General features: G+C 55.6%; 20 protein-coding genes and 1 pseudogene. 4 read left to right on the top strand and 17 right to left on the bottom strand.

All coding sequences use genetic code 11. The annotated features are described in order from the left end of the window. Positions 1–141 precede the first annotated feature (141 nt). Complete coding sequence (locus PRZ02_RS02700; protein WP_449464303.1) at positions 142–2,028, top strand: prolyl oligopeptidase family serine peptidase; 1,887 nt, start codon at positions 142–144, stop codon at positions 2,026–2,028. 64 nt (positions 2,029–2,092) lie between these two features. On the opposite strand, the gene nadC is transcribed toward PRZ02_RS02700, so the two are convergent. The 6 genes from nadC to PRZ02_RS02670 form a co-directional block, all read right to left on the bottom strand. After that, positions 2,093–2,887: a carboxylating nicotinate-nucleotide diphosphorylase gene (gene nadC / locus PRZ02_RS02695; protein ID WP_449464432.1), complete on the bottom strand. Its 795-nt coding sequence runs from the start codon at positions 2,885–2,887 to the stop codon at positions 2,093–2,095. A gap of 34 nt (positions 2,888–2,921) precedes the next feature. Then, a complete protein-coding gene (locus PRZ02_RS02690; RefSeq protein WP_449464302.1) occupies positions 2,922–4,337 on the bottom strand; it encodes an L-aspartate oxidase in 1,416 nt (471 codons plus the stop codon). Then, complete coding sequence (nadA, locus tag PRZ02_RS02685) at positions 4,338–5,276, bottom strand: quinolinate synthase NadA (protein WP_449464301.1); 939 nt, start codon at positions 5,274–5,276, stop codon at positions 4,338–4,340. Positions 5,277–5,712: 436 nt separating this feature from the next. Further along, positions 5,713–6,414: a TIGR00266 family protein gene (locus PRZ02_RS02680; RefSeq protein WP_449464300.1), complete on the bottom strand. Its 702-nt coding sequence runs from the start codon at positions 6,412–6,414 to the stop codon at positions 5,713–5,715. A 76-nt stretch (positions 6,415–6,490) separates the two neighbouring features. Continuing rightward, positions 6,491–8,743 carry a copper-translocating P-type ATPase gene (locus PRZ02_RS02675; RefSeq protein ID WP_449464299.1) on the bottom strand — a complete coding sequence of 751 codons (2,253 nt, stop codon included), beginning with the start codon at positions 8,741–8,743 and terminating at the stop codon, positions 6,491–6,493. A gap of 12 nt (positions 8,744–8,755) precedes the next feature. Beyond that, complete coding sequence (locus tag PRZ02_RS02670) at positions 8,756–8,932, bottom strand: YHS domain-containing protein (RefSeq protein ID WP_449464431.1); 177 nt, start codon at positions 8,930–8,932, stop codon at positions 8,756–8,758. Positions 8,933–9,093: 161 nt separating this feature from the next. On the opposite strand from PRZ02_RS02670, the gene PRZ02_RS02665 reads away from it, so the two are divergent. After that, positions 9,094–9,624 (top strand): TRASH domain-containing protein, encoded by a 531-nt coding sequence (locus tag PRZ02_RS02665; RefSeq protein WP_449464298.1) that lies wholly within the window; start codon positions 9,094–9,096, stop codon positions 9,622–9,624. On the opposite strand, the gene PRZ02_RS02660 is transcribed toward PRZ02_RS02665, so the two are convergent. From PRZ02_RS02660 to PRZ02_RS02625, 8 genes and pseudogenes are all read right to left on the bottom strand, one after another. Then, the gene (locus PRZ02_RS02660) at positions 9,582–10,253 is read right to left on the bottom strand and encodes a type I 3-dehydroquinate dehydratase (RefSeq protein ID WP_449464297.1); all 672 of its coding nucleotides are present in this window, start codon (positions 10,251–10,253) and stop codon (positions 9,582–9,584) included. The genes PRZ02_RS02665 and PRZ02_RS02660 overlap by 43 nt on opposite strands. Continuing rightward, a complete protein-coding gene (locus tag PRZ02_RS02655; protein ID WP_449464296.1) occupies positions 10,214–11,500 on the bottom strand; it encodes a 3-phosphoshikimate 1-carboxyvinyltransferase in 1,287 nt (428 codons plus the stop codon). Before PRZ02_RS02655 ends, PRZ02_RS02660 begins: the two co-directional genes overlap by 40 nt. Next, complete coding sequence (locus PRZ02_RS02650; protein WP_449464295.1) at positions 11,493–12,389, bottom strand: GHMP family kinase ATP-binding protein; 897 nt, start codon at positions 12,387–12,389, stop codon at positions 11,493–11,495. Before PRZ02_RS02650 ends, PRZ02_RS02655 begins: the two co-directional genes overlap by 8 nt. Next, complete coding sequence (gene aroC / locus PRZ02_RS02645) at positions 12,365–13,501, bottom strand: chorismate synthase (protein WP_449464294.1); 1,137 nt, start codon at positions 13,499–13,501, stop codon at positions 12,365–12,367. The genes PRZ02_RS02650 and aroC overlap by 25 nt, the downstream gene beginning before the upstream one ends. After that, positions 13,470–14,234 carry a shikimate dehydrogenase family protein gene (locus PRZ02_RS02640; RefSeq protein WP_449464293.1) on the bottom strand — a complete coding sequence of 255 codons (765 nt, stop codon included), beginning with the start codon at positions 14,232–14,234 and terminating at the stop codon, positions 13,470–13,472. The genes aroC and PRZ02_RS02640 overlap by 32 nt, the downstream gene beginning before the upstream one ends. Continuing rightward, positions 14,231–15,202, bottom strand: a complete 972-nt coding sequence (locus PRZ02_RS02635) for a 3-dehydroquinate synthase (protein WP_449464292.1) — start codon at positions 15,200–15,202, stop codon at positions 14,231–14,233. The genes PRZ02_RS02640 and PRZ02_RS02635 overlap by 4 nt, the downstream gene beginning before the upstream one ends. Positions 15,203–15,323: 121 nt before the next feature. Further along, positions 15,324–16,292, bottom strand: a pseudogene (gene aroF, locus PRZ02_RS02630) (3-deoxy-7-phosphoheptulonate synthase); the annotation flags it as partial. Continuing rightward, positions 16,289–17,245, bottom strand: a complete 957-nt coding sequence (locus tag PRZ02_RS02625; protein ID WP_449464291.1) for a prephenate dehydrogenase/arogenate dehydrogenase family protein — start codon at positions 17,243–17,245, stop codon at positions 16,289–16,291. The pseudogene aroF and the gene PRZ02_RS02625, both read right to left, overlap by 4 nt. Before the next feature lie 387 nt (positions 17,246–17,632). Between PRZ02_RS02625 and PRZ02_RS02620 the strand changes: the two genes are divergently transcribed. Next, on the top strand, positions 17,633–17,875 hold the full coding sequence (locus PRZ02_RS02620; protein WP_449464290.1) for a hypothetical protein: 243 nt from the start codon (positions 17,633–17,635) through the stop codon (positions 17,873–17,875). Between the two features lie 47 nt (positions 17,876–17,922). On the opposite strand, the gene PRZ02_RS02615 is transcribed toward PRZ02_RS02620, so the two are convergent. Continuing rightward, a complete protein-coding gene (locus PRZ02_RS02615; protein ID WP_449464289.1) occupies positions 17,923–19,035 on the bottom strand; it encodes a Gfo/Idh/MocA family protein in 1,113 nt (370 codons plus the stop codon). A gap of 46 nt (positions 19,036–19,081) precedes the next feature. On the opposite strand from PRZ02_RS02615, the gene PRZ02_RS02610 reads away from it, so the two are divergent. After that, positions 19,082–19,270, top strand: a complete 189-nt coding sequence (locus PRZ02_RS02610) for a hypothetical protein (protein WP_449464288.1) — start codon at positions 19,082–19,084, stop codon at positions 19,268–19,270. 128 nt (positions 19,271–19,398) lie between these two features. Here the strand turns inward: PRZ02_RS02610 and PRZ02_RS02605 are convergent, their stop codons facing one another. Next, entirely contained in the window at positions 19,399–21,171 is a 1,773-nt protein-coding gene (locus PRZ02_RS02605) for an ADP-ribosylglycohydrolase family protein (RefSeq protein ID WP_449464287.1), read from the bottom strand. A gap of 221 nt (positions 21,172–21,392) precedes the next feature. After that, entirely contained in the window at positions 21,393–21,809 is a 417-nt protein-coding gene (locus PRZ02_RS02600; RefSeq protein ID WP_449464286.1) for a hypothetical protein, read from the bottom strand. Between the last annotated feature and the right edge of the window lie 39 nt (positions 21,810–21,848).

Below are 21,848 nucleotides of genomic sequence, written 5' to 3'. Positions count from 1 at the left end.
TTGGCGCTTTTCTAATTTTCGTAAGCTTAAGCCGGGAAGGCGGCTTTGAGCTCATCGAAGCACGGTGAGGTACCTGCTTCGCGCCTGGGGCAAGCCCTGCCGTCAAACCTCTACTTTTATAAACGTCGACGAGACTTGTTCATGAAAAGCGTGGAAGTCGAGGACCTGTACAGGTTCAAGTTAGTACATCAGGTGGATACCAACGGCAAGCTCACAGCTTTTGTGGTGAGCTGGCCGGAAAAAGACGAATACAAGGGTAATATATGGCTATCTGACGGCGACAGAGTTTGGCAGCTCACGAGGGGAGACAGCGACTTTCATCCCACTTGGTCTCCCGGTGGGCGGCAGCTGGCCTTCCTGTCAAGAAGGGGATTGAAGCAGGAGGAGAAAGGAGCGCGCCTCATGGTTATAGACTCTCAGGGAGGAGAGGCAAGGGAGATTGTCAAGGGAGAGATGGCCAACCTTAAGTGGTCGCCGAGCGGCGACAAGATATATTTCCTCATGTCCGTGGGAAAACCTGAGGAAGACGTTAAGATAATACAGAGAGTGCCCATATGGTTTAACGAAAAGGGCTACACTTACTACAAGAGGGCGCACCTGTTTTCAGTGAGCGTTGCCGGGGGCGAACCAAGCCAACTGACCTCCGGCGATTACGACGTCACGTCCTTTGACGTCGGTCCTGAAGGGCAAATCGCCATATCCGTGAAGCTCAACGACCTAAAGCCTTACGAGAGCGAGCTGAGGATTTTGAAGGGTGACGAATGGGTTTCGCTTGGCCCTAAGCTGTCCATTTCATCAGTGAAGTGGGGCAGAGGGGGCCTTCTGGTCGTGGGAAATGACCTCCACAGAGGAACTGTGACCCACGACCACGTGATCCTGGTCTCCCTCGACGGAGACGCGAAAGATCTCATGGCAGGCTCCGACCTAGAAGTGGGGAACAGCCTCAACAGCGACATGAGGGGATCGTCCCCCGATTCAAAGGTCGAGCTCTTCGGCCCCGACTTGATCTTTACCGCAAGCGAGAGAGGAAGGGTTAACCTTTTCGCTCTCTCTGCGGATGGGTCCGTAAGACGCATTACGGGCTCCGACTGGAGCGTTGAGAACTTCTCGGCCAAGGATGAGCTGATAGCCTTTACTGCCATGACGGATTACAGGCCAGCCGAGCTTTACATGCTGAGAAACGGAGCTCCAAAGAGGGTAACCGACTTCAACGGAGAACTGCTTTCGCAGATCAATGTCATAAGGCCCGAGCACTTCACGTTCAGGAGCAGCGACAATCAGATCATAGATGGGTGGAAAATGGCGGGCAAGGCGGAGGGAAAACGCCCAACGGTGCTAGCGATACACGGCGGCCCCAAGACCATGTATGGCTACGCCTTCATGTTTGAGTTTCAGCTCCTCGCCCAGGATAACGTCGTCATCTACACAAACCCGAGGGGCAGCTCCGGGTACAGCGAGCAGTTCGCTGACATAAGAGGACATTACGGCGAGAGGGACTATCAGGACATCATGGAGGGATTGGAAAGCGCCCTCTCCTCAACTCCGGAGGCCGATCCCACGAGGGTAGGTGTCGAAGGAGGCTCCTACGGTGGCTTCATGGTCAACTGGATAATCACCCACACTGACAGGTTCAGGGCGGCGATAAGCGAGCGCTCCATAAGCAACTGGCTTCACTTCTTCGGAACGAGTGACATAGGCTTTTACTTCGCAAACGATCACGTTGGGGGCTCGCTTTCTGCAGATCCGTGGTCGAACCGCGACCTGTTCTACGAGAAGTCGCCGCTGGCTCACGTCGATGCCGTGAAGACCCCTGTCATGATAATTCACTCGCTAGAGGACTATAGGTGCTACGTGGGCGAGGCGTTGCAGCTCTACACGTCACTGATTTACAAGGGAAAAGAGGCCAAGCTCGTCCTCTTTCCGGGAGAGAACCACGAGCTAAGCCGCTCCGGCAGACCGGATCACAGGGTGCAGAGACTAAAGATCATAAGGCAGTGGTTCGCCGAGAAGCTTCTTGCAACCTCTTGATCCTCACCTGCATAGCCTGCAGTTCCTTGCCAGTTTCAAGCGCTCCTAAGGTTCCATGCCAAGTTTAGCGTACTTCCAGGGAGATGTCGGCTGCCTTGAAGCTGTGCGTCAGCATGCCAAGAGAGATGACGTCAACGTATGGAGCGTAAAGCGCCACGTTTTGCTCATTTATGAGACCAGAAGCCTCCAGTATCACCTTTTCCCTCAACTTGCTTTCCCTAAGTAGGGAGTCGGCCAAGCGAACGGATTGTGGAGAAAAGTTGTCCAACATAACTATGTCAACACCAAGGGATGCCGCCCTAACCGCCTCCTTAGGGCTGGAGACCTCCACCTCTATCCTCTGTACAAAGGACGCCATGGCCTTTGCCTTCGTTATGGCCTCTTCAAGGCCCAAGATCCTGATGTGGTTATCCTTTATGAGGATCGCATCGCTAAGGGAAAAGCGGTGAGGATCTCCCCCTCCCACCATCACAGCCTTCTTCTGCAAGTATCTCAAAAAGGGCGCCGTCTTTCTCGTGGCGGCCACCCTTATCCTTGGGTTTACCTTTCTTGCCTCAACGATCACCCTTCTGGTCGTCGTAGCTATGCCGGAGGCCATGGACAGAACGTTGAGCATTACCCTTTCCGCCTTGAGAATGTCCCGAAGGGAGCCGCTTAGGACCATTATCAGCTCTCCGCTCCTCAGTTCAGCTCCTTCATCCTTCAGCTTTTTCACCGAAAGTCCCAGTAAAAGGGCCAACTCAGCAACCTCTTCGGAACCGGCCAAAACTAGGTCGCTTTTACAAACTATTTCTGCACTTCCAACCGTATCCGGGACGAGCTCGGCCGAGAGATCTAAAAATGGGTCGTCCTCCCTTATGGCGTCCAGCAGCCTGTACGCGAATAGCCTGGCCTCAATCAGTTGCTTTCACCTTTACGTAGACGTGGTAAGGAAAGGGGGGAGGATTGGGGTAGTCAGACCTCTGATGGGCTCCAACGCTGTCCTTCCTTGAAAGGGCGCTAACGGCGACAAGCCTCCCTATGCCCTTGAGCTCCCCTGCAGCGCGCTCAAGCCCTCCTTCGCTTCTGACGATCCCTACCTCTTGCCACATAATTTTCTTTTCGAGCGCCGTCACGTTCCCGGCAACATCGACCTCAGCGCTAACCAAGATCACGTCTCCGTGCCCAGGACTTGGGGAGCCAATATCTGCCTCGAGCCAAATTCCCTCGCAATAGCGCCTAATGGCGTCGGGACAAGAGTAGCCCTGCACTAGGGCCTGAAGTATGCTGTTGCTTGCAAGCCTGTTTGCGCCATGCATTAGGGCATTGCCCGCTTCTCCGATGGCAAAGAGGCCCCTCACTGAGGAGCGTCCCAAGGCATCTGTGGCAACCCCGCCCATGGTGAAGTGAGCTGCAGGCGAAACCTCCACGAGGTCCTCGTCTGGATCCAAGCCGTGCCTTGCCAAGTAATTGGTAACGTTTGGAAACTTAACCCGAACGTCCTTTACCCTTGATAGGTCCAAGTACACTCTTCTTCCCTCTTTTATTTCTTCAAATATGGCCTTTGCCACGACATCCCTTGTGGCAAGATCCCCGCGGGGATCGTACCTTTTCATGAACGCCTCGCCCCCGTCGTTGACTAGAGTTGCGCCTTCTCCTCTGAGCGCTTCGGTCAGAAGGAATGGTTGGCCGCCCAAGAAGGCCACGGTTGGATGAAACTGCACGAACTCCATGTCTCTGACCAGCGCTCCCGCGTTCAGCGCAATGGCTATGCCGCTTCCATCTCCGTCGTTAGTGCTGTACTCGTAAAGCCCAGAGTACCCTCCCGTGGCTAAGACGACCGCGTCCGCCGTGAGGTACTCCCTATCGGTTTGTAAGCCCACAACCTTCTCGCCGTTTGTATCTACGCGTATTGCCCGCGCTGTCTCCAGCTTTCCTGCAGCTTTTGTGAGAACTGACATGAGCTCCGCGCCTATGTCATCTGCTGCTTTTCCCCTTACGACCCTTGCCCTACTGTGGCCAGCTTCCATAGACCTCTCAGTGGCTGGATTAAACCCCAAGGACGTAATCCAGCGCATGACGCTCATACCCGCCCTCACAACGTAGCGGACGACGCTCTCATCGCATAAACCTTTTCCAGCTGTCAAGGTGTCCTTGATGTGGCTTTCAACGTCCTCTTCGCCGAGCGGTACGGCTACGCCTCCCTGTGCCTTCCAAGAACTTCCCCCTGAAAATTGGGCGGTGAGAGCCAAAACGTCAAATCCTTGCTCCTTAAGTCTAAGGTAAGCGCTCAGCCCTGCTATACCGCTGCCAACGACGATAACGCGCACCTAGGCCCTCACCTCGATTCCTAGGAGCTCGAAGGTCCTCACGATGGCCCTTCTTGCCCTTTCCGCTACGCCCAAGGGCAGAGATATCTCGTAAAAGCCTCCCTCAATCGAGGCCAATATGTCATCAAGGCTTATAAGCTTCATGAAGGGGCAAACGCCTTCCTCTGATACCGGTATGAAGTTCTTACCTGGGACCTCTCTCTTTAGCCTGTCTACCATACCAACTTCGGTTGCCACAACGAAATCCCTTGAAGGCGAGGAGGTCGCTATCTTAACCATTCCCTGAGTCGAGGCCACGCGAACGCCACTAGCGCCGAAGAGCTCGCGGGCGGCCGGGCACTCGGGATGAATGAGCAACTCAGCCCCTGGATAACGGCTGCTTACGGCCAGTACCTTATCCTTAGTTATGCCCGCGTGAACCCTGCACGTGCCCTTCCAAGTCACGATATCCCTTCCGGAGAGCAGCTTGACGTACTCCCCCAAGTTCAAGTCTGGCACAAAGAGTATAGGCACATCGGGCAGCGCCTTGACCACCTCCAAGCAGTTTGCAGATGTACATACGTAGTCCGAAACCGCCTTCACGTCAGCTGAGGTGTTGACGTAGGAAACAACGAGACCTCTTTCGTTTTTTCTCTTCCACGCGATCACATCATCTACCGTTATGGAGTCAGCGAGGTCACATCCCAAGTACTTGGGCTCCTTTGGGACGAGGACCTTCTTGCCAAAGAGCGCGGCGGTCTCCGCCATGAAGCGCACGCCAGCAAACTCTATGATCTTGCTGGGCGACTGCATGACCTTAAGGGATAGGTCGAGCGAGTCCCCCACAAAGTCGGCGACCTCCTGTACCTCATGGCGCTGATAGCTGTGCGCCAGCAGCAGGATGCCTCTCTCGCGCTTTAGATGGGTTATCTTCGCCTTCATGGCTTCAAGGCTATACATGGTTATCTCCGCCGAACATAAGTTCGGAAATTAAAAACTTGCCGGTCTACCAAGGTAACCCGAGGAGACGGAAACGTTTCAGTGTTGGCTAGCTTTCAAGCGCGTCTTCGGGATAGCAGGCATTGCCGCGTATTGACACAACGTATGCCTTGCAATGCCATAACGATGAATTAGGCGCCAAAGCTGTATGGCTGCGCGTGACCCAGTTGACAACGAGGCTCATAGCCCTATGATTAACGTTCGGTTCTCTCGTGGATAGCTTAAGGAAACACAAGCGCTCGAGCTTCTCAAAATCGGAGGCTCAGCTTGCTTCTATGCCTTACGGTACTTGCAACACGTGACTTAAGAGGAGATTATGACAATGGAAACATGCGAGCCGCGGGAAGCGCTCCTTCAAAGATTCGTTTAAGGTCCGAGCAGCGGAGCCATTCAACGGCTATATGCTTATCCCGCCTACAGCTAATCCGCCCCTCTGTCCTCCAGTCGGAAGGTAAGGTATAAGGGATTGAGCCAACTGGGCGGCCGTGAGAGTGTGCAGGTAAACCCTTCCTGGACCCCTGACGTTTACGAAGAACCATCCCTCACCTGAGAAGAGCATTGACTTTATACCTCCCACAGTAGATACACCATAGCTCATGCCGTCCTGAAGGGCCAGCAGGTGAGATGCCTCTATCTGTATTTCCTCGCCTGGCTTCAAGTCCAGCACCTCTAGCGCGCCGTAAGCGTGAAGGAATAGCTTGCCAGTACCCGTGAACCTTGCAAGAAAAAGACCTTCACCTCCGAGGAAACCCGCAGAAAGCTTTGCCATCTTCGCATCGTACTGTATCGTGTCCTCAGCAACGAGGAAAGAGTGAGACTCAACCAGCAAGGGTTGGCCCAAGTCGACCTCAACCACCTTCCCAGGGAAAATGCCCGCGAAATCGGCCTCTCCTGGCCCCCTCATCTCCGTAACGAAGAACGAACCTCCAGTTACCTCGCGCTTCAAAGCGGAGATAAGACCTCCCCTCATTATCGTGTTCATCTGGACCGTCGTGCTCTTCATGAGTAAGTGGCCGGCGTCTCCGTAAACCTTCTCGCCAGCTCCAAGCTGGCACCTAACGTACTGCAGGTCATTTCCCTCTATGGAAAAACTTGGCATGGTTAGGAGGCTGAGCCGCTTATAAGATGTTCGCCCAGGGTGATCGCGTGGTCGTCCGCGTAGCCTTTTCGTGCACTTACTTCCTAGCAACTGACCAAAGCGTAACGAACACACTGCTCATGGACATTGCCAAGGCAGCTACTGGAGGAGAGATGTAAACGGCAGGATAGAGAAGGCCAGCTGCCAAGGGCACCAGGGCAGAGTTGTATCCGAACGCCCACGCCAGGTTTTCCCTGACCTTTCTTACAGTGAGCTTTGACGCCCTCATCAAGTAAGGCAGATGAGCTGGCGAGCGCATGATTATGTCTCCCGCGTACTTGGCCAGCTCCGTGCCCGTTGATATGGCTATTCCCACGTCGGCTTCTTTTAGCGCTTGAGCGTCGTTTATGCCATCGCCCACGAATGCCACCGGTCCGTCTTCCTTCAGCTTTTTCACGAGCTCGACCTTTTGGTCAGGAAGAAGCCCAGCCACCACCTCTACGCCTAGTTCCTTTCCAATCCACCGGGCACCTGTGCCCGAGTCCCCTGTTGCCACCACAACGTGATGGCCGGCCTTTAACTCATCGACGGCTTCCTTCACGCCCTCCCTCAGCTTGTCACCAAGCCATACTAAGGCAGCCGGCTTCCAGTCCATTAGAACCACTACGTCGCACTCCTTAACGCTTTCGTCCGTGTTCTTGCGGGCAAAGGAAGGGCTACCGACGACCACCTCATGCCCTCCTACCTTTCCGTAAACTCCTTCGCCCGGAAACTCCATGAAGCCCTCGACTTTTTCTTTAGCGCTTGACGCAGAGGCTATGGCAGCGGCAAGGGGATGCGAGCTCAGGGCTTCCACCGAGGCCGCGGCCCGCATCGCTCCCGGAACGACCTCCTTGACCTTCCTGACCTCAAACCTTCCCTCGGTTAGCGTCCCGGTCTTGTCGAACACCACATGCCTCACTTTGCTGAGGCGCTGCAAGGCCTCTCCATCCTTAACCGTGATTCCCCTCTTCGCAAGCTCCGTGACAGACGTGAGGACCGCCATGGGCGTCGCGAGGCCAAGCGCGCATGGGCAAGCTGACGCCAGTACTGCCACCGCGAAAAAGAGAGCCGCGCTCAGCGGAAAGCCCCTCAAAAGCCAGAATGCGAGCACCCCAGCTGAGGCCGCAAGTATCACGGGCGTGAAAACGGCTGCCACCCTGTCCACGGTATCCTGAACCGGCAACCTCGCGGTCTGCGCTTCCCTCACCGCGTTTAGGACCTGAGCCAGGTACGTGCTCTCGCCCGTCCTCGTGACGTAGAGCTTCGCGTACCCCGATATCACCTTCGAACCGCCTACGAGCGCCTCACCGACGCCCTTTACGACGGGTTTAACCTCGCCGGTCAGCAGGGATTCATCCACCCATATCTGGCCCTCGTCAATCACGCCGTCCGCCGGCACCTGGGACCCGGCCCTAAGGATCACCATGTCGCCGACCTTAAGCTCCGAAGAGCTCACCTTAACCTGCTTGCCGTCGACCAGCTTTGCTGCCTCGCTAACCTGAAGCCTAACTACAGACGTGACGGCCCTACTTTTCACGTAGGCCTCGACGGTCTTCCCGATCAGCACGAAGGTTACCAGCAGCGCCGCGGTATCCACGTACACTTGCCCGCCCTGAGCCAGAGAGAAGACGCTGTAGAACCACGCCACGTTAGACGCCAATGAGACAAGGGTATCCATGTTCGTGGTGCGGTTTTTCAGCGCCCTCCAAGCGCCGCGGTGAAACGTGAGGCCCGAGTAGAACTGCACCGGGACGGAGGCCAGAAGCGCGTAAAGGGGGAAGCCCGAAAACTCCAGCGCGACCGTGGGTACTGTGAAGGCGATCGCTACCAAGAGCCTCCTCATCATGGACCTGAGCTCGGCCCTTGCGGCTTCGACCTCTGGGAGCTCAGACTTTCCCTCGCTCACTGAGGCGCGGATGCCCATCGCTTTCAGCTGTTGCACAAGCTGATCTGGGCTGAGCGAGTACGGATTGTACACCACTTTCAAGACCCCATCCCCGAAGCTCACCGAGACCACGCCATCTATCTCCTCGACCTTCTTCCTGAGCGAAGACAGCTCTTCGCGACCCGCGTCAACCCTCAAGGCTACGTTAGCGACCAACACGTCGTACCCGGCCTTCCTAACCGCGTCCACGACGTCCTTTAGCCTCACCCCCTCGGTTATCACGCTGGCCTGCCCTGAGGCCAAGCTGACCTGAGCCTTCTTAACCCCGTCTACGGAACTTAGGGCCTTGCTCACGGTGACCACGCACGTGGCGCAGTGCATGCCCACCACTTTCAGCTGTTGCTCCTTGACATTTGAGGACAAAAAAATCACCCGTCAGCAGCAGCCCTTCATGACGTGCGGCCCTTCTCTCAAGTACTTATCTGGATTCGCGTCAAACTCCTTCTTGCAGTTTTGGCTGCAGAAATAGTAGACCTTTCCCCTGTACAGGGACCTGTACGCAGTGGTTTCCTCGACCTTCATTCCGCAAACCGGATCTAAGACGCTCACGATGGCATATCCAGTGCAGGCCCCATAAGGGTTATTTTTAACATTTCGCTCAAATTTGACGCAAATTCGCTCACGATAAGGCCAAATTTCTCACGACCCCAGCTACAAATGAGCATTTTTCCACCTTTTTGGAAACACTTAAACCGAGTTGGCCGGAAAAACATATGGATGATCAAAAAGTCGAGAGGCTTACCAACGACGAGTACAGGGCCTTAGAGGCGCTGATGCAAGATGGAAGGATGTCCGCTACCGAGCTCTCAAGAAGGATAGGTGTGAGCAGGGCCACCGCATCAAGGCTCATAGAGTCGCTAAAGAAAAAGGGCATCGCATTCGTGCCCCGGTTCTACGATGGCTCGCTCTACGCCTTTGTCGTGAGCACGAGGTCAACGCCAGTACCGGAAGGAGCGGAGGCCTACGACCTCATCGATGGAAACCGCCTAATGGTGGTTAAGGGCGCGGATATCCATGAGATAGAACATGCCCTGTCGAACATACCAAATAAGAGCTCCTATCTCATTGGGACCGGGAAGGTCGGGGAAAAGGTGATCAAGGCTAATCTCGTTTGTGACTTTTGCGGAGGACCGATACAGGGAACACCGATCCTATTCAAGAAGAGAAGGAGGACTTACTACGCCTGCTGCCAGAACTGCCTTCAAGGCCTCAAGAAAAAGCTCGGTCGTCCCGAGTCAAACTGAGGCAGCAGCGCCCACACCTTGTCAGCGCTTACCTGGCCTGGAGCGGTTGGTTCGCCGGCGTGAACGTAAAGCAGGCTTGAGCCCAGCAGAGAAAGGGCGATCCTTTCCCTCCAATCTCCTCCAAGCGACATGACCGCCGAGCCAGGAAACTCTTCAAGAAACGAAAGCAGCAGAGATCTGTAACTTCCCACGGGCGTAACCGCTAGCTTTCTGATACTTTCATTGAAGGGGCCGAATTCCTCTCTAAGGTCGGCGATGGAAGGAAGCTCGCCCAGGCAATGCTTTGACACCACACGGCCAGGTGGTACGTCTTCCCTTCTTTTCAAGAAGCTCAGCTCAACGTCGTATGAAAAGCCCATGTCGTCTGCGGCCTTCAGGAAACTCGACTTGACCTCATCATCAACCCAGAGCTTTCCTCCCTCGCGAGGATCCCTCACGGTTACCAGCACCCTATCCCTGTGAGCTAGTAGGTCCTGCAATATCGAGTCATTTAGCTGGCTGGGTGATCTGAGATAATCAAGGCGTAGCTCCACGAGGTCCGCGCGCCGGTCTTCGAGCGCTGAAAGCCCAACCAGTTGTGACGGATCCCTTACTGGAACGGAGATGACGACCTTCGGCCTCGCAACCATCTTATCTTGCCCCCAATCGACGCGTACCTGTCCCAATAAAGCGGATCGCTCTTGGAAACACACGTCGCGTCCTCTATGATTCCTCCGGAGGCCGCCATGATTGACGAGGACATCATGGCAAGCCTATGATCTCCCCGCGGATCGACGACGCCCCTTCTAGGCACACCTCCCTTAAACGCGAGCAAATCATCTCTTGCAGCCGCCGGAAGGCCAAGCGACTCAGCTATCCTGACCATGCCGCTAATCCTGTCGCTCTCCTTCAGCGTCAGCCTCGACACTCCCTTCAGCTCTCCTCCGGCCACTGCCAACAAGGGCGAGACGGAAAGAGCCATGTCCGGCGACTCGTCGAAGTCAAGCTCCAGCATTCCCTTTTCGCTCTTCCAGCCCTTGGCCTCCCAAATCCCATCGTGAAATCCTCCCTCTGCGCCAAGTGCCGAAAAGACGCCCACCACCGAGTGATCACCGAAGAAGTCAAGCTGAGGATAAAGGCCTTCAACCCTTACGCTACCACCGGTCAGCATGGAGGCCGCAACGTAAAATGAAGATATGAGATAATCCCCACCTATGGTCAACTTGTAGCGATCACCTCTGACCCCGCCTCTACTTCCACCGATAGAGTATCCCTGTTCGTTTTCCTTCACGGTTATCCCCACTTGCGAAAGGGCCCAACGCGTGAGCTCCACGTAAGACCTCGAGCTCAGGCCCTTCACCGTCAGCTCCCCTCCTCCCTGGAGCGCCAACGCGTAAACAAAACCAGTGACCTGTTGGCTGCTCTCCTCTCCGAACACGGTTAGCTCTTTTCCCTTGAGGTGCCCTCTCACCTCTAGGGGCAACCTAAATCCCTCATGCGCCACCGGGACGCCGGCAGCCTCCAAGCTTTTCACGAGGGAAGTCATGGGCCTACTCCTGAGGGATTGATCTCCGTCGAAACGCGCCCTAACGCCCGCTGCCGCCAGCACTGGCGCCAGCATCCTGACAAGGGACGCAGATCCCCCGGCATCTATTTCGACGAAAGATGGGAAATGGGAAGGAGGAGAGAGCTCGAGCGCACCCGCTTCCATGCGCGAACGAACTCCGAGCTTATTAAGCGCCTTAAGCGTGGTCTGGAAGTCAAGCGCGAGGACGTCCTCAAGGCCGATCAACGTCACGTCAGCTAACAGCGAGGCCAACAGAAACCTCATGGTTAAGGGCTTGGAAGGCGGCGCCCTAACCGTGCCCCCCACGATCGCCCTATCTATGTCAATCATCAACGCGCGCAGGCCTCGTGATTATCATCCCAAGCGAAAACCTCTGCATGACCTCTATGAGGGGCCCCTCGTCTCCTTCTCTCGTCAGCGCAAACATCGATGGTCCATTTCCGCTCACGCCCGATGCCAGCGCTCCCTTGGCGAGCGCGACTTTCAGCAGCTTAATCGAGTAACCCATGGCCATCGCCACGGCCCTCCCGTTTATATTAATGGCATCGTAAAAGTCGCCGCCAAGCGCCTTGTAAAACGCCCTTCTGAACTCTTCCTCGTAGTCCCTCAGGGCCCGCACGTTTCCCCGCCCATAGGGCATGATGAATATGAGGACCGACACGTCGTCAGGCGGTTCCCTTATGCTTAGTGTGGCGTAGTGACCATTGTCGGTAAAGCTCATTCCCCCATGGTAGCTCGCGACGGCGTCATCTATGGCCCCAGTTACGGAAAGTCCCACACCCTTGGTTATGAGCGCGGACAACAGGGGAGGGTAGCGGCTCTTGGAAAGCAGCTCCAGTTCCCACGGTTCAAGTTGAAGCGGAAGCAGCTCCTGCAGCGGGATCGATGGCGTTTCGATGGGGCCGTCAAGCAGGGATAGGGCGGCTGAAAGCGCCGAGACCGAAACGGCGCTGCTGCTCTTCAATCCCTGCGAGGGTGGGATTTCTGAGCTCACCTCAAAACTCACGTCAGCCCCAAGAGCCTTCATGTAAAGCGAGAGGTACCTAATCAGCTCCTCCTGTCCGTCATTGGAGGGCATCGCAAGGGCGCAGCTCTCTGCCCTGAGCTCGACTGCCATGGTAGACCCAAAGCCGCAACCGAGGGCGTTCACCACGGAGACGCCTCCCCTCGCAGAAGCGCACGCCCTACCATCTGTCATGCCTTCACGTATTCCTCCCATCTTTTCTGCACCTCTTCGGCGTTAACGATTCTGTCAGTGGGGATGATCCCCACCCTCTTGGCGTGATCTGCGAGCGTAAGGGCTACCATCGACTCCACTACCGAAACGGCTCTAATGGCAACGCAAGGGTCGTGTCTGCCCCCCACCGATAACGTGGTCTCGCTCATGTCGCGCAGGTCCACGGTTTTCACGGGCGTTCTAGTTGAGCTCGTGGGCTTGAAAGCCACCCTAATGACCATCTCGTCGCCCGTGCTCAGTCCTCCTAGGATCCCTCCAGCCACGTTCTTCTCAAAGACGGGCTCGCCACCCCTTACCCTTATCTCATCGGCCACCTCGCTTCCCCTTCTTCTCGAACCCGGGAAGCCCATGCCGTACTCGAAACCCACCGCCGCCGGTATTGACATGCAGGCCTTGGCCAGATCGGCCTTGAGCTTATCAAAGACCGGTTCTCCAAGGCTCCGCGGAGGATCCCTTACCCTAACTTCCACAACCCCTCCCACGCTGTCTCCTTCAGCCGCCAGCCTGGCTATGAGCTTTTTGACCTCCCCTTCAATAGAAACGCACCTGACCTCGGACCTCCTGGAGCGCAGCACGTCTTCGAACGCGGGATCGCGAGGCTCCTCCAGCTCGCCCACGCTTTTCAAGTACCCCGCGACCAAGGTCCCAGTCAGCATCAAGAGCTTCTTTGCCACTGCCCCTGCGGCCACCCTGGCCACCGTTTCCCTCGCGCTGGACCTTCCACCTCCCCTGTAGTCCCAGTTCTCGTAGCCGTACTTCCTTACGTATGGGAGATCGGCATGCCCCGGTCTTGGCTTGTACCTTATCTCGTCGTAAAAAGCTGGAACGGCATCCCTGTTCTCAACAACGATGGTCAGCGGCATCCCGGTGGTAACTCCATTGAACGTACCGCTGATTATTTCCGGCCTGTCTGGCTCCATTCTTGTGGAGACGTAGCGGCGCCCGGGCCTCCTGAACCTCAGCTCAAAGCTGATGTCGTCCTCCGATATGGGCAGCCCTGCCGGAAGACCGTCTATTACGGCTCCCACCGCAGGCCCGTGGCTCTCACCAAAGGTAGTTACCTTAATCGCCTTTCCAAATGAACTGCCTGGCAACCTCCAGCACCTCTTTCTCATCCACGTTACGGACCTCGTCCCCAAACCATATGGCATCTGCCTCAAGCGCCTGAAGGACGAGTATCTCATCTCCTCCAACGTTGATCTCGCTTCCCATTTCTGCCCTTCTCAAATACGAGAAGTCGAGGTACGCCTTTGGCCTGAATTTCAGCTGCGGCTCAGGTGGGATGGCGTTTACCACGAGGTCCGCATCGCGCTCTCCGTCCCACATGAAGAAGTCAAAGCCCAGCGCACGCATGTCATCAACCAACCGCTTGGCCCTGTGCTCGCTCCTGTTCAATACTTCAACGGTGAAACCGAGCTCGCCAAGCGCCAGTGATGCGGCCCTTGCGGCCCCTCCGGCGCCCACGAGAAGGCAACTTTGCCCTACTTTGCGCTGTAGGTGCTCTAGAACTCTCTTTACGGCCACGTAGTCCGTGCTGTATCCCTTTCCGCGACATATCGTGTTGACAGACATGGCCTTTCTTGCCTCCTCGCTCAGGCATCCACTTTCCACAAGCATCATGGCCACGTCCTCCTTGTACGGAGTTGTCACGTTGAGACCGTCAAGCTCCGCGAGCAGGTGAGGGATCTTTTTCTTCGCTTCATCCCTGCGAACGGGCAACAGCTCGTAATCGGCGCTAAAGCCCAGCTTCTCGAAGACGTACGTGTGAATGGCCTTGGAGGGAGAGCGGGAAAGGTCCTCCCCTATAAGCGCAAAGCGCAGCGTCACGACCGAACCGCCTCCCGAAACGCCGATCTAAGCTCGTCAAGCGACAGCTCCACGGGCCTCCATCTGCCTATCTCTGTGACGAAGGGAACGATTGCCATTCCATCACTCCCAAGCTTCTTGTCCGTGGCCATTGCCCTGAGAGCTGCTGACAGGCTGAAGCGCTTCAATAGGCTAGCCAAGTCGTTGAAACCTTGCGGCAGACCGTAGCCGCGAAGCAGCGAGCGCGCCCCATGCACTGCGGCCTCGGAGGTTATTCCAAGCCTATTGCCCAGCGAGCACTCCATGGAGATGCCAGCTGCCACCGCTAAGCCATGCGGGAGAGAGAAAGAACTTCCCGCCTCCAGCGCGTGCGCAAAAGTGTGCCCAACGTTGAGCACTGCCCTTGTTCCCGTGAGGTCAAGCTCATCCCGTGCGACCACGCGCATCTTGATGTCGATACTCCTGATTATGATCTCATCCAGTGCCCTGCCCTTCGAGAGCACTTCAGCTTTTTTCTCTTCAAGGTAGCGGAAGAGGTGCCCATCTAGAGAAATGGCGTACTTTATCACCTCAGCCATGCCGTTCCTCAGCTCCAGATCCGGAAGCTTCCTCAGAAGACCCACGTCAACGGCAACAAGGGAGGGTTGCCTTATGGTGCCTATTAGGTTCTTGACACCGGCAAAGTTCACGGCATTTTTTCCACCCAACGAGGCGTCAACCGCAGCCAGAAGAGTCGTTGGGGCGGTTGCAAACATAGTCCCCCTCATGTATATGGATGAAGCAAAGCCAGCCACGTCGCTTACCGTTCCGCCTCCAAACGCTATGATCCAGTCTTTCCTAGTCATGCCAATGCCGTAAAGCCACCTAAGCAGGGAGGTTACCTCCCTCGGGCTCTTCGCGCGCTCGCCATCGGGAAGCAGGTAAAGCCCTGCGTTAAGCCCGCGCGATAGCTCGATGGCCTCGTCCTCGAGGACTGAAGGAGATACCACCGCCTTCCTTCCCCGCAACGAGCTCAACAGGTCCAGCGCGCCCTGTCCTACCGCCACCGACGTCTTTCCGCAAGCGGTTTCGTACTCGCCCTTCCAACTCATCTCTCTCCTTCACCTCCGTGCGGTTAACTAGTTCCCAGAGCGCCCTCGCCTTCTTCATCATAAGGGCGAAGGCGTCCGGAGTTATCTGCTGATCGCCGTCGCTTAACGCCGTTTCCGGGTGCGGATGCACCTCAACGAGCAACATGTTTGCCCCCGCTGCCACCGCCGCCAGAGCAAGAGGTTCCACAAGATCTCTGTCACCGGCGGAATGGCTTGGATCAGCGCAGATCGGAAGATGACTTAGCCGCCTGACCTTTGGTATGGCTCCCACGTCCAGTGAAAAGCGCGTTGGCGTACCAGGAGCCCTTATTCCCCTTTCGCAGAGCACGACGCTTCCGTTTCCCCGCGAGAGCACGTACTCGGAGGCGGCAAGCCACTCCTCAACCGTGTTGCTCATGCCTCTCTTGAGCAGAACCGGCTTGTTGAAGTCGCCAAGGGCCTGAAGAAGCGGAAAGTTCTGCGCGTTTCTGGTTCCAACCTGCATCAAGTCTATGTCTTTGTAAAGCGGTAGGCTCGCCGCGTCTAGGACCTCGCTCACCACAGGTAGCCCCAGCTCTTCCCTTGCCCTCGCGAGGGCGCGCAGGCCCTCCTCTCCGAGCCCCAGGAAACTGTAGGGACTGGTCCTTGGCTTGAAGGCACCTCCGCGAAGCATGTCAGCGCCAGCGCGCCTGAGCGAGACCCCAAGCTCCAAAAGCTCATCCCCATCCTCTACTGAACATGGCCCTGCGGCCACGGTCAGCTTCCCAGGCCCGACGCTAACTCCTCCGACGTCAACCACCGTGTCATCCGGCTTAAAGTCCCTGGACGAAAGCACATACGGTCTTCTTATGCTCATGAATGTCCCACCTTTCACTGGACGCGGTGCCATCTCGTCGGGCCATGCTAGCGCCACCCTTCTGCCGTATATGTTAACCATGACGTATGATGCCGACGACCTTGAAATGGCGTCCCTAAAAGGCGCCTCCTCGCTGAGGAAGTATATCATCAAGCGAGCTCACCTCCTGCGACACGGTTGAAAGCCTTCCTGGAAAGCGCCAGAGCTTCCTTTGCATATGAGTTCTGTTCCCTTATTTCCCGCACCACGCGCTCATTTTTCGAAAGATCATCGAGTATTGGCCTGAGCCTTCTGAGTGTCCTCGTCTCATAACGATATGGATCAATCCCATTGATCTGAGCGAACTGGTTAAGCGAGGACATAAGCGAGAGCAAGTGAGCATGAACCATCACTTGAACGGCAGACATGGCCCTTTCGTGTTCCTCAACTGAACTAACGACGACCCTGAACCCGGCGCTCCGCCACAGATCCTTGACACTTGTAAGCCCCTCGCCGCTTGTCCTCGAGGGAATCACAACTACCGTTTCTTCGAAGGGATCTTCAACCGCGCCGAATAGGGGATGAGTACTTACGTAGCGGAAGCCCAACTTCTCCGACTGCCTCTCCAGCCTACGAAATATGAGGGATTTTGATGAAGCAATGTCCATAACTATGGCTCCTCTTGCAAAGCTCATGTCTAACTGGGCCTCGGGAGGTACGGCCAACACCACAAATTCTTGGCCTGCATAGGCGTTAGCGGCTCCCTCGGCGCTTACCTTGGCAACCCTGTTACCTGCATCCGCAAGGCACCGTTGAAGGAGGCTTCCCATCCTTCCCTCGCCAACTATCATGACGTCCGCGGGTTTTCTGGCCCTTAGCTGGAGGTGCCTGGACTCCCTAAGCAGCGCGTCAAGCATGCCATCCGCAAGCGATGGGGAGAGCCCGTTTTTCGAGAACATCTCCTTCCAGAGCTGGCGTACCGCGCGTTCCCGCGCGCCATCAACGATAGCCATGTCTAGCTTAGACTTCTCGATACCGAGCTGAAGGGAAAGGCGCATTCTCTCGGCAAGCAGGTCTACGAGCTGACGATCCAGCTCATCTATGCGCGCCCTGATATCGTTAATCATAAGAACAGCACCTCGGGGCGCGATCCCCCACACGGGGTTAAAGTACCTTGGCAGCGCGATAAACCTAAAGCATCGTTGTTGGCTCCAACCAAACCGATCGCAGATATTGGCGTTGCTGCCGCAAGTCTTTAAATGACATCTTGACGTTATGAAAAGCCTATTTAAAAACCTTGCGCTATTTTTGCATCATGCCCATCGAGAGAGCATTAGGCGCCATTTTCAGAAGCCAGGGAAGGTGCCGGTATTTTTGACGCTGCTTAAACCACCTAAGGGATGGATCTCTACCGATAAAGTGAAAATCCCCTTAAGTGCCGTGAACGGCTTCCTTGCGCGGCAATGGGTTTCCGCCCGCAGCTACCCGTTTAAGTCATCTCGGATTGTTAACCCGTGGATTCCGGGACCAACGAGATAATTGGCTTTATTCTTCTTGTTGTGGGGGCAACGAGCCTCACCATGAGCGTAGGGCAGATAGCGGCTGTAATGGGAAGGGATCGCTTAAACCCATTCATCAATCGCTCGACCTACATCTCCCTGCTCACTCTTTATGTCTACGCCGCAGCTTTTTCGGCGATAATCGCCGCTTTCGGCGTCGTGCTCATCTTGAAGAACCACAGCCATCGACGCCTTTGACTATCCGGCGACATCACCTCAACACAGCCCTTACTCAGCTTGAGGGCTTAGCTTATGCTCTCCCACCTGCCGCTGCGCGCAGACCTGTCTATGGCATCTAAGACCTTCTGTACCGCTAGGCCATCCTCGAAGGTCGCGGCTGGGTAAATCGGGGCGTCTTCTTGAACCGCCTTCAGGAAATGAGAGACCTCGATCGCCACCGAGTGCTCCCAGCCCAGCACGTGGCCAGGCGGCCACCAGTTAGGATCGTCGACTATGACGTCGCGAAAGCCCTTGGCGTCGCCTTCCTCTTCTAAGTAGACCTCCAGTTCGCTTGGCCTTTCTAAGTTAAACCTTATGCTTCCTCTGTTTCCATGAACCTCTACCCTGAGCTGGTTTTTCATGCCAGGGGCTATCCTCGAGGCCTCTATGGAGCCGAAGGCTCCCTGGGCAAATTTCACAAGCGCCATGAAAGCGTCATCCACCTCTATCTTTATTTTCTCGCCGCTTCCAGTTGGCCTTTCCGGATAGAGGATCTTTTCTTGCGATACAACATGAGATATATCTCCTATCAGGTAACGCGCAAGGTCTATGGCATGCGAACCAAGATCGCCCAATGACCCGCTTCCGGCAAGCTCCTTCTTTTGCCTCCATCCGATCAGGGTACCGGACTCAGCAACCACCGTGTTGGGATCGGCGAGATAACTCTGCAAGTAAGCAGCTCTAAACGTGTGAACGATTCCCAATCTCCCCTCAGAAATAAGCCGCTTTGCAAGCGAAATCGCGGGTAAAAACCTGTAGTTGAAACCTACCGATGCCTTGACCCCTTGCCTCCTTGCGACAGAAACGAGCTCCTCGGCCTGCTCGACGGAAACCGCCATGGGCTTTTCTAGCAGGACGTGCTTCCCTCTCTCAACGGCCTGAATCGCGACCGGCGCGTGAAGGTGATTGGGCAAGCAGTTATCAACGAGGTCACCCTGACTTAAAGCTTTTTCAAGATCAGTGGTATATGTGTTAAACCCAAACCTTGATGCAAAGTCCGAGAGCGCGTCCGTTCTCCGCCCATACACAACCTCTAGCGCGGGCTTTTCGGCGCCATAGAGCTCGGTTGCGCTAATAAATCCACGAACATGGGCTTTCGCTATAAAGCCATGCCCAAGAAGCGCTACTTTGATTACCATAACTAATACTCAAAATCGATATATATACATTTTAAGAGGGCCGAACATGGGCGCCCGTTCCCTGCGGCAGTCGCAAAAGGCACGGCTGGCGTACTGCTCAAACCTGAACGACGAGGCCCTCTCCTTCTTTGGCCCATCGCTTTTGATGGGAAAGACCGGTTTAGGAGGGGCTGCCACGAGCCCAGCGCGGTCGCTTTCCCAAGCGCTTTGGGTTCCCCCGTGGAGCCCCCTTTGAGGGGCCACACAAAGGGGCTTCGGAGGAAAGGCTAGCGCTTTTGGAGCGTTGCGCCGTTTCAAAGTTCAAGCGCGAGAGCCATCCCCGCGCATAACGGTGCTTGTTCGCTTATCGGGCCGCTTCAAATGCTAGTATATCTCTATCTGGCTAAGCTCGGCGGCGTTTCCACCTTCAACCCTGTATATCACAAGCTTGAAGGCGCTGATCCTGATCGGAGAAAATAGCTTCCTGTATCCTATGGGATCTGCGTAATTGTGCTCTTCAAAGATCTTTTCCCACGCGTTATCCTTTAGCACGTAGCCGCTGAAATCAACGGGTCTTCCCCTTGACGTAAAGTTGATGACCACCTCCGATGCCGTTTTTTCGCTAGGGAAAGATATGGTGACCTCGTGAGGTGGAGGGGAAGAGTTAAAGTGGAACGTCCGGGACGGATCATCCGTGACTATTGCGTGAATAACTCCTCCAGCGGGTCTTCCTTGTTCGTCTATCGCAAGCGCATCCTTGTACTCAACGGCGATGTTACTTGAAGCGCGATCGCTCATTCCCGAAGGCGTAAGCGTGCCGAAAAGAGCAAACGGTACGCAGTAACACCCGTCGTCTGTGGTTACCGTTATGCCGTACCTATTAAAGCCGTACTTCGTCACGTCAGCTCTTACCCGCACCGTACCCTGCTGTCCGCTCTCAACCCTTAGCGCGCTTTTTTCAAAGTCAAGCCCTTCGCCTTTCAGCGAAAAGCTGACGGCCCTTTTTGAACTGTTCCCTACGATGAGGTCAAAGCCGAGCGAGGAATTGGGCGGCGCCTCAATTCCGCCCCTAAAGTTAAGCGCAAACGATAGGCCACGTTGGCGCAGCTCAACACGCCTAGCATCAACAGACGGTGGGCTAGCGCTGACAGGCGAGGGATATATCTCACCACGTGAAACGTCTGCTAACCCGTGAAGCGAGTGAGCGTAAAGCCCAATCGCCACCGTGCGGTTGGTCAGTTCGGTTATGGTCTTTGGCGGTTGAAATCCCCCTATGGCAACGGTCTTTATTTCCTCTCCTATGTAGGACTTCCAATCGTTGGGTATGCCCTTCTCCCCCTTGATTATGCCCATGATGGCTCCCGCGGTTGCCCCCGTGCAATCGGTGTCATCTCCGCAGTTTACGGCCGTGCACACGGTTTTGCCGAAGTCACCCTCTCCGTAAAGGAGACCTATGGCCACGTATCCCAGGTTCCTGGGCGCTTGGAACCATCCCGTCTCCTCAGATGCGGCTATGACGTTGTCCCTTGCCTCCAGCCATGAAAGCCCACGCTCATATGAGTCGAGCGCCGCGTTAACGGCCTTTCTTACCCCGCTTTGCTGGGGAAGGATGACAAGCGCATCCCTTATGAGTTTTTTTACGTCGCCCTCAAAGTAGGCCATGCTGTCCATGAAGGCCGTGAACGCTTCCGCGTAAGCCCCCTCGCCATCCCCGTGATCAACGCCTGCGTCCATAAGACCGTATTGGGCGGCCACTTGAGGCATTCCAGCGAAAACGCTTCCCCATATCTCAGACCTTATCCATCCTCCATTACTGTGTTGCCACCCGTTTCTGAACTTTCCAGACATGGGCGGCATGATTCCCTTTCTGATGTTATCCCTGGCCACCCCGTATTCGTTCCAATCAACTATGATGTAGTCTAGCCAGTAAGAGGCAAGCGTAACCGAATCGACGCTTACGCCGTTCTCTTCAAGCACCTTAAGCCATACAAGCTGGAGGTCGAGGTCATCGTTTGGCGCTGGCTCACCAAAGCCTTGCGTGTAAAAGCTGACGTGATTGACTTCCCTCTTGCCCTCAAAGGGCATACCCAGCGTGCCACCGGCACTTTTGCCTATCCAGCAACCCTTGACCCTGTCCCAGTACTCGCGCGCGTCCATATGCCCCTTACGAGCTTCCTATTAATGATTTACCATCATGCTATGCGCAAACTGCGAAAGGTAAACCTCTTGCCACGGCGCCTCTCGCGACCCGCGAAGAGCTTGCCGAGCTCTTCGACATAACGTCAAAAGTCCTCATAAATAGGTGTTCATGCGCAATAGTGCAAAGCGGGCACTGGCCATCAAGACGGGTAAACGTCTGCCATGCGCCCGTTTCTAGCTTAAGCGGGCCTACTTTTATTGGCGCTCACGCCGTTAAGCGCGTCAATGAAGCGGATAGGGTTACCAACCGATATTCTTATGAGACGCCCGTCTTTTGTCTTCACGAGGACCAGGTGAGCTCCGCGTTGAGACACACCATCCACATTAGAGACATCCACCCTAGCGCGCCCAACGTAAAGCGCGCTTTTGGTCAAAACGAAGCGGTCACGAGCAAGCGGGGATAGAGCGAAGGCATAAGAGCAAGCTCCACCAGCCGCAAGGGTGGCCGCGATCGTGTACCAAGGCGCAGAAGCGGAGGAGAGGCCCAAGGGGTATACCGCAAAAAAAGAGAGAAGAGCGACGACGAACAGTAATCCGCCAGCCTTCTCGGCCAGTTGCTTGGTCCCCTCCTTCAGGATCACCGCCTCGTCAGCCATAAGAAACTCAACCCCACGAAGATAAAAAGTTGTGCCTTT

The organism is Tardisphaera saccharovorans (assembly GCF_046635845.1).
GTDB lineage: Archaea > Thermoproteota > Thermoprotei_A > Marsarchaeales > UBA168 > UBA168.
This window is presented reverse-complemented; position numbering and strand designations above follow the sequence as displayed.

What these genes read in the sequence shown, in the direction of transcription:
- PRZ02_RS02700 (WP_449464303.1), top strand. Translation starts at nt 142, where the DNA reads ATGAAAAGCGTGGAAGTCGAGGACCTGTACAGGTTCAAGTTAGTACAT.
- nadA (WP_449464301.1), bottom strand. Translation starts at nt 5,276, where the DNA reads ATGTATAGCCTTGAAGCCATGAAGGCGAAGATAACCCATCTAAAGCGC.
- PRZ02_RS02680 (WP_449464300.1), bottom strand. Translation starts at nt 6,414, where the DNA reads ATGCCAAGTTTTTCCATAGAGGGAAATGACCTGCAGTACGTTAGGTGC.
- PRZ02_RS02665 (WP_449464298.1), top strand. Translation starts at nt 9,094, where the DNA reads ATGGATGATCAAAAAGTCGAGAGGCTTACCAACGACGAGTACAGGGCC.
- PRZ02_RS02660 (WP_449464297.1), bottom strand. Translation starts at nt 10,253, where the DNA reads ATGGTTGCGAGGCCGAAGGTCGTCATCTCCGTTCCAGTAAGGGATCCG.
- PRZ02_RS02655 (WP_449464296.1), bottom strand. Translation starts at nt 11,500, where the DNA reads ATGATTGACATAGATAGGGCGATCGTGGGGGGCACGGTTAGGGCGCCG.
- PRZ02_RS02650 (WP_449464295.1), bottom strand. Translation starts at nt 12,389, where the DNA reads ATGGGAGGAATACGTGAAGGCATGACAGATGGTAGGGCGTGCGCTTCT.
- PRZ02_RS02625 (WP_449464291.1), bottom strand. Translation starts at nt 17,245, where the DNA reads ATGATTAACGATATCAGGGCGCGCATAGATGAGCTGGATCGTCAGCTC.
- PRZ02_RS02615 (WP_449464289.1), bottom strand. Translation starts at nt 19,035, where the DNA reads ATGGTAATCAAAGTAGCGCTTCTTGGGCATGGCTTTATAGCGAAAGCC.
- PRZ02_RS02610 (WP_449464288.1), top strand. Translation starts at nt 19,082, where the DNA reads ATGGGCGCCCGTTCCCTGCGGCAGTCGCAAAAGGCACGGCTGGCGTAC.
- PRZ02_RS02605 (WP_449464287.1), bottom strand. Translation starts at nt 21,171, where the DNA reads ATGGACGCGCGCGAGTACTGGGACAGGGTCAAGGGTTGCTGGATAGGC.
- PRZ02_RS02600 (WP_449464286.1), bottom strand. Translation starts at nt 21,809, where the DNA reads ATGGCTGACGAGGCGGTGATCCTGAAGGAGGGGACCAAGCAACTGGCC.